Source organism: Paenisporosarcina sp. TG20 (assembly GCF_000286315.1).
Lineage (GTDB): Bacteria > Bacillota > Bacilli > Bacillales_A > Planococcaceae > Paenisporosarcina.
Genome location: NZ_ALJG01000162.1, coordinates 1 through 6,238 on the forward strand (window position 1 = coordinate 1; position 6,238 = coordinate 6,238).

Here is a 6,238-nt window from a genome sequence, read left to right on the forward strand (position 1 = left end):
ACGTTTCGAGGCATGAAAAAGCAGCTTTTGATGTGTTTTTATCAAAAACTGCCGAAAGTCGGGCTAAACTCATCTCGAAACTCTTGAATCGTTGCCTCTCCTCTGCTAATTCTATGTTGATTTGTAAACGCAAAGGGTTTTGATTCCATGCTCTTTAAGGAGCAGAAATGCCGCTTTACTATATGAATAAGGTACAAAATTCATTGGATGAATAAAATGCCCAGTACCACCAATCGTCCCATCTCGATCAATGAATACTGCCTGAATTTCTTGTATCTCCATTTCATAGCCCCTTTTTCACTGCACTGTTTACCTCTATGTGAACTAAAATACTTGTTGCTTTAAACAAAAAATGCTTTATTCTTTTGAAGTAAAACATCAGTTAGTTGAATTTGTTTTGGTAATTCATCATTCAGATAAAATCTAATATCCTAATATCTACCGAATCGATATAGCCTATTTCTTCTTTTAAGTCCCATAGCATTATTTCAGACGTTTCTTCATTTTCTTTAAATGGTTGAAGTTTTTCAGTTGTAGTAAAATAAACTGGGTTAAATTTAATTTCCCCATTCATTGTATTTTCCGTCTTTAATAAACCCCTAAATTCCAAGTTGGATACTATTTGTCCAGTTTCTTCATAAAGTTCTCTTATTGCACAATCCTTTGGTGTCTCATCACCTTCTCTACGTCCAGCAGGTAATTCCCATTGTTTACGCCAAATGTTATAACAAAAAAGGTACTTTTCTTCACATTTTATTACTGCAAAAGAGCCAGCTACTTGCTGATAATTATAAGTATCTTCTTCCTTCGTACTTATAAATTCAAGAAACTTTAAACCATTATCCTTCGTTTTATTCAAATGATTTCCTCCTAACTTACCCTGTCAGTTACGATGAATCACCTAGGTGCATTACTTAACAATTCCTATTTCACTGGGTGGCCAAAAAATAAGGCTTGTGTCGCCTATTATTTCATCGATTGAAATCAATCCAATTATACGACTGTCTTTACTATTTCTCCGATTATCCCCCATCACAAATACGTATCCTTCAGGAATTATTATCTTGTCAGTACGTTCTTCAAGTGTGAAATTTTCTGTTAAAGTACCTTCACCTTCGTTTAGTTCTTTTTTAAGTGAATCTAAATAAGGTTCATTCTGTGGTTCCCCGTTTATATACAACTGATCATTTTTATAGGCAATATGATCGCCCGGCAATCCAATTACTCGTTTAATGTAATCTGTATTTTCAGATGCATGAAAGACAACGATATCATAGCGATTTGGTTCTCCTACTTCGTAACCTATTTTATTGACTATCATTCGGTCTCCATCGTCAAGAGTTGGATTCATTGATTCCCCATCTACAACAATGGGCGTAAATAAGAAATAACGAATTAACAAGGCAACTCCAAATGCAATGAACAGTGCTTTTGACCATTCCCAATACTCATTTTTTGTTTGTTCCATCTTGTAGCCTCCTGTGTTTCATTTCAATAGAAGATATTGATCATTAAAGAATAGCCATACCATCTGCTTTCAGCTATTTATTTCCCTCATTTGTTCAAGAACTTATACCTTTGCAAAATTTCAAGATTGAATTCTTTTGTTCTTTGCCTTCGAATACACCAAGTTGATCACAAATTGACACAGCAAACTCTGCGAATGCAGTACCTTTTGCTGTAATAACACCTTTGTCCACTTCAATATCTTTTCCTGTATATATTGAATTAGAAAAGAGCGTTTTATTATTTTCATATGTACTCAAAAGACATGTGAATTTTCGACCCTCTAGTATTCCTGCTTTACCTAACAATGTCGCAGAGGCACATATAGCAGCAATGAGAATACCTGAATTCTTTGCATCTATTAATTTTGTAGTAACAACTTCTTCATCTATTATCTCAGATACACCATCCCCACCAGAAATAAGTATTAAATCATAATCAGCCACTTCTATATCTGATAAGGACCTTTCTGCTTTAGTCCATAAACCACCTATACTTTCTACTGGTTCACCGTCAATGGATACTGTAGTAATCATATAATTACCAAGCTTCTTTAGCAGAAACAATGCATGTGCTACTTCAAAATCAGCATATTGAGGGTAAGCAAAAAATAGTATTTTTTTCATTTGCGACATCAGCTCCTATTATATGTATCTATGAAAAACTGAAACACTCCCCTATGAATATAACAAAACCCCAAAAATTCTTTTCTCACTATGAAATTTGTCTTTTCTCTTTGTAATTCCATTCTTCAATTTATACAGGCTACTGGATTAGCTTGTGTTCCCTTAGTAATTCTATTAAATTCAACCTATTTCTATCTAAGTGAAGTCCTCTTATCCCAGCTTGTTCGGCTCCTTCAATATTTTCAATTTTATCATCAATAAATATACTTTCTTCTTTTTTTGCTTTTGTATGATTAAGAGCGATATTATAAATTGCTTCTCCTGGTTTTTCTTCATTTACAAACGCAGAAAGAATAATAGAATCAAAATATTTACGAATTCCTAACCTATCAAATATCCAGTCCATACTTGGCATTGCATTTGAAATAACAGCTAATCTGTACTCTTTACTTAATTCCTCGAGCACTCCTTTTACTTCTGGAAACAACTCACAATGACCAGCAAAATGAGTACAGAAAAACAATTCATTCGTTAGTTCGATTTCCCCAAGTTCTTCTGCAATGGCTCCATAATAACGCTTATAGTATTGTTCTTCTTCATTCCAATTTGTAATAAACGTTAGTTTAGTTTGTTTTGCCTTCATAATAGCAACATCAATTCTTGATTTTTGATAACCTCTTTCCATCAAGATGTATCTGATTCTGTCATCTCCTTTTAAAAAAGTATCAAAAAGGACACCACCAGCATCAAAGAATATTACTTTCACTTCATCTTTTGTAAGATTCATATTAAACCCCTTTAAAAGTTATTTGGGTGTATTCTATAAGTTCAATTGACCGCTATTGTAAGTTGAAATGAGGTCCTTACTTTAAATAATCATTTACAGATACAACTTCAAATAATCCACTTTCTCTTAGAAACTGTGATATTAGATAAACGTGGGCTGCACCTATAATTAAAAGTGTACGGTCAGATGAAGAATTAGTAATTTGAGCAAGATTAGAATATATAATTAGGTTCCGTTGATACCACCATCTAACCCAGTCTATTCCAACATATTCAGTACCCTTTCCAATGCGGGCGACTTGCATATACATTTCATGTTGCTTTTTTATAAATTGCTCCTCATTATAATTACATACCAATTCAAAAATACCTCTATCGTCTAAATTTAACTGAAGTTTAGATCGATACTTTTCATCAATTAAATTATACAGATCTGGTTGTTCTATCTTTACCCAATCAAAAACTTGGCTTATTGCTCTATTCCCTACACTTTCCATCCAATCTACTGCATAAATATTTTTATGTTCTAATTCAGCTGCCGTACGAAAACCAAACTGATGTATTTCATCTACTTTTAACTCTAGTTGCCCATTTATGTATTGTTGATACTCCTTATTAATTAAGTTATCATTTTCTTTTACCACTTCAACAGCTATTTTTGTTGGATTATAATTCTTTAACCCATTAACGACTTTTCTAATTTCCTCTTGTCTTTTGGATGATAATAGATTGTCAAAATCTACACGATGTAAGTCTGGTGTATAACGCATATGAAAAGTTCCAAGCACCATTACCTTTGGTTTTTTATTTATATTCTCCATAAATACTCCCCTTTCTCCTTCAACTATCCTGATTAATTTCATTTATAAGTAAAGTAGTTCTGTTAATCTTCTTAGTTCTAGTCATTCTCCCACGCCATCACCTGTTCTAATTTTTAATCCATCGTTTTACCAACAATTTAGTAAAACTAAAGAAACCTAATCTACAATCTATTCGTCATTAATAACAACAGAGGTTGAAATATGTTTTTCGGGGTCAAAAACTCAATTTATTTTAACATAAATATCCAAATACTACTAATAAAATTCATTATTTTCCCAGCGCTAGATTACTATAATTAGGTTTTATTCTTAACAACTAGGCCCTATTAGTATGTTGATAATTGAATTAAATTTAAGAGAGGATATTAAAAACATGACACTATTTAAGGAAGAGGAAAGCGACCTTCAAAAACTTTTTAAAGCACAGAGGTTAGCCCTTTATTGGTTGTTAGGATTTATTTATTTAGCATTTATAGGCTTACAGCTTGGTAGAGTTCAAGCTATTACAAATTTTAATTATTCTTTACATGAAATATTGTATTTGCCATTTAATCTAGCTATCTTTATTGTTCCTGTTTTGTTTTTGATCTACTTGTACTATGTAATTAAATACTTGCGTAAAAGAGGAAAACAGAAGATTAATAATAAAACACGCGGAATGGTAATCCTAGTTATCGCCTCCATTATCACTATTTTTTCAATAACCGAGCATCAATTTCATGAAGTATCAACTGGTGGAGTATTCGAGGTGGAACAGAAGGTTTATATAGAAGGAAAATATTTCTTGGTATTCAATAATCAACAGATTGAAGTTTCTATGAATGAATTCAAATTGGTTGAGGTCAATAAAGAATATGTAGTAAGTTATATTTGGAATTCTCGCTCTCCTAATAAAGGTCGACTTGAAGCTATCGAACTGATGAAATAGAGGATATCGTTTTACATATACTACAATAAAGATAGAATGTGCGGTCGAAATTGCATCTTCGACCGCTTTTATTTTAAAGTTAGTGTCAATTCATTCTTCCACCAAAACCGACTTCCACGTTTTATGGTTTCCTCTTGCGTCTGGAGTGTTTTATTGGTAAAATATATTCAATTAAATACTTTCTTACTTCAATAATTTTTTGAAGTGAGGATAGAGGCGCAAAGATCATTAGTAAACAATTTGAGGATAATGAGATCCTATAACGATTGTTGAAAGGGGTATTTGCCGAAGTAGAGAGAATCTCATATTCTCAAAGCTGGTTCTGTTATTGAATAAATACAGGACTGTCATATAGGTCAACTATATGGAGGGCTATCCAACGCGTAGAAACGACTTAGATTGACACAGTTTCTATAGCAACAGCGGACCCTCGTTGTTGCTTTTTTGCGTTTACAGTACTATGGCCTTCACTACCTCTAGGTTTTATAAATATAAAAAAGGGCGTGAAGTAATGATATTTGGCCAAGTTTTAACAGCAATGGTAACTCCATTTGATCATCAAGGTGAGATTGATTTTAAAGCTACAGAGGTTTTAGTCAATTATTTGATAGACAATGGATCTGATGGTTTAGTTGTAGCGGGAACAACAGGTGAATCTCCTACATTGGATATAGAAGAGAAAGTTAAATTAATTAAGTTTGTTGTGGAGGTTGTTGACGGAAGGGTCCCAGTTATAGCGGGAACTGGATCAAACAATACTCGAGCTTCGATCAACTTAACAAAGCAAGCAGAAGAAACAGGAGCCGACGCAATTATGCTCGTCACTCCATACTATAACAAGCCTTCTCAAGAAGGACTTTATCAACATTTTAAAGCGATTGCCGAAGTTACTTCTCTGCCTATAATGCTATATAACGTTCCTGGACGCAGTGTTGTAAATATGTCTGCTGAAACGGTTATTAGGCTTTCTTCAATCGACAATATTGTATCGATTAAGGAAGCAAGTGGCGACTTAGACCAAATGGCGCAAATCATTAATCAGACACCAAGTAATTTCAGTTTGTACAGTGGTGATGACGGGTTAACATTGCCTGTCTTAGCCATCGGTGGTGTAGGTGTTGTTTCCGTTGCTTCTCACATCATTGGCAATGAAATGCAAGATATGATTAGTAATTTCAAGAGTGGGAATCTCGATGTTGCAGCATCTATGCATCGAAACCTTCTCCCTATTATGGATGGGTTATTCGCAGCACCAAACCCAACACCGCTCAAAGCGGCATTAAATATGCGAGGGATCGATGTTGGTGGGGTTCGCTTACCGTTAATCCCTTTAAACAAAGAAGAGGAAAATTCCCTACAAAGACTTTTACAACCTGTTTATATGGAGTTTCTTGTTAAATCATAGGTAAAATTTATCTATATCAAAATTGTATGAGTGAGCTAAGATTTCAGGTCGCTTCGGGCGGCAAACCTACTACTCTATAAGCTGAAGAATAAGACAGCCTTCTATTTAGATTAAGGGATTTCCGTTACAACGCACTTTCATGTTTCGAAGCTAGCGTAGCGATGCA

At 34.0% G+C, this 6,238-nt stretch carries 8 protein-coding genes and 1 riboswitch; of the genes, 2 read left to right on the top strand and 6 right to left on the bottom strand.

Features of this window, described 5'->3' with window-relative positions; all coding sequences use genetic code 11:
- Positions 1-111 precede the first annotated feature (111 nt).
- From B371_RS23305 to B371_RS0102300, 6 genes are all read right to left on the bottom strand, one after another.
- The gene (locus B371_RS23305) at positions 112-282 is read right to left on the bottom strand and encodes a hypothetical protein (RefSeq protein ID WP_019412697.1); all 171 of its coding nucleotides are present in this window, start codon (positions 280-282) and stop codon (positions 112-114) included.
- A gap of 130 nt (positions 283-412) precedes the next feature.
- Positions 413-859: an NUDIX domain-containing protein gene (locus tag B371_RS0102280; protein ID WP_019412698.1), complete on the bottom strand. Its 447-nt coding sequence runs from the start codon at positions 857-859 to the stop codon at positions 413-415.
- A gap of 51 nt (positions 860-910) precedes the next feature.
- Positions 911-1,468 carry a signal peptidase I gene (lepB, locus tag B371_RS0102285; RefSeq protein ID WP_019412699.1) on the bottom strand — a complete coding sequence of 186 codons (558 nt, stop codon included), beginning with the start codon at positions 1,466-1,468 and terminating at the stop codon, positions 911-913.
- A gap of 94 nt (positions 1,469-1,562) precedes the next feature.
- Positions 1,563-2,132 (bottom strand): DJ-1/PfpI family protein, encoded by a 570-nt coding sequence (locus B371_RS0102290; protein ID WP_019412700.1) that lies wholly within the window; start codon positions 2,130-2,132, stop codon positions 1,563-1,565.
- A gap of 139 nt (positions 2,133-2,271) precedes the next feature.
- Complete coding sequence (locus B371_RS0102295) at positions 2,272-2,919, bottom strand: HAD family hydrolase (protein ID WP_019412701.1); 648 nt, start codon at positions 2,917-2,919, stop codon at positions 2,272-2,274.
- 76 nt (positions 2,920-2,995) lie between these two features.
- Complete coding sequence (locus B371_RS0102300; RefSeq protein ID WP_019412702.1) at positions 2,996-3,739, bottom strand: DUF5694 domain-containing protein; 744 nt, start codon at positions 3,737-3,739, stop codon at positions 2,996-2,998.
- A gap of 373 nt (positions 3,740-4,112) precedes the next feature.
- On the opposite strand from B371_RS0102300, the gene B371_RS0102305 reads away from it, so the two are divergent.
- Positions 4,113-4,667 (top strand): hypothetical protein, encoded by a 555-nt coding sequence (locus B371_RS0102305; RefSeq protein WP_019412703.1) that lies wholly within the window; start codon positions 4,113-4,115, stop codon positions 4,665-4,667.
- A 203-nt stretch (positions 4,668-4,870) separates the two neighbouring features.
- Positions 4,871-5,050, top strand: a riboswitch (Lysine riboswitch).
- Positions 5,051-5,178: 128 nt separating this feature from the next.
- The gene (gene dapA / locus B371_RS0102310) at positions 5,179-6,072 is read left to right on the top strand and encodes a 4-hydroxy-tetrahydrodipicolinate synthase (protein ID WP_019412704.1); all 894 of its coding nucleotides are present in this window, start codon (positions 5,179-5,181) and stop codon (positions 6,070-6,072) included.
- Positions 6,073-6,238: the final 166 nt, after the last annotated feature.

Coding starts and splice junctions, on each gene's coding strand:
- lepB (WP_019412699.1), bottom strand. CDS start 1,468: ATGGAACAAACAAAAAATGAGTATTGGGAATGGTCAAAAGCACTGTTC.
- dapA (WP_019412704.1), top strand. CDS start 5,179: ATGATATTTGGCCAAGTTTTAACAGCAATGGTAACTCCATTTGATCAT.
- B371_RS0102300 (WP_019412702.1), bottom strand. CDS start 3,739: ATGGAGAATATAAATAAAAAACCAAAGGTAATGGTGCTTGGAACTTTT.
- B371_RS0102290 (WP_019412700.1), bottom strand. CDS start 2,132: ATGAAAAAAATACTATTTTTTGCTTACCCTCAATATGCTGATTTTGAA.
- B371_RS0102305 (WP_019412703.1), top strand. CDS start 4,113: ATGACACTATTTAAGGAAGAGGAAAGCGACCTTCAAAAACTTTTTAAA.
- B371_RS23305 (WP_019412697.1), bottom strand. CDS start 282: ATGGAGATACAAGAAATTCAGGCAGTATTCATTGATCGAGATGGGACG.
- B371_RS0102295 (WP_019412701.1), bottom strand. CDS start 2,919: ATGAATCTTACAAAAGATGAAGTGAAAGTAATATTCTTTGATGCTGGT.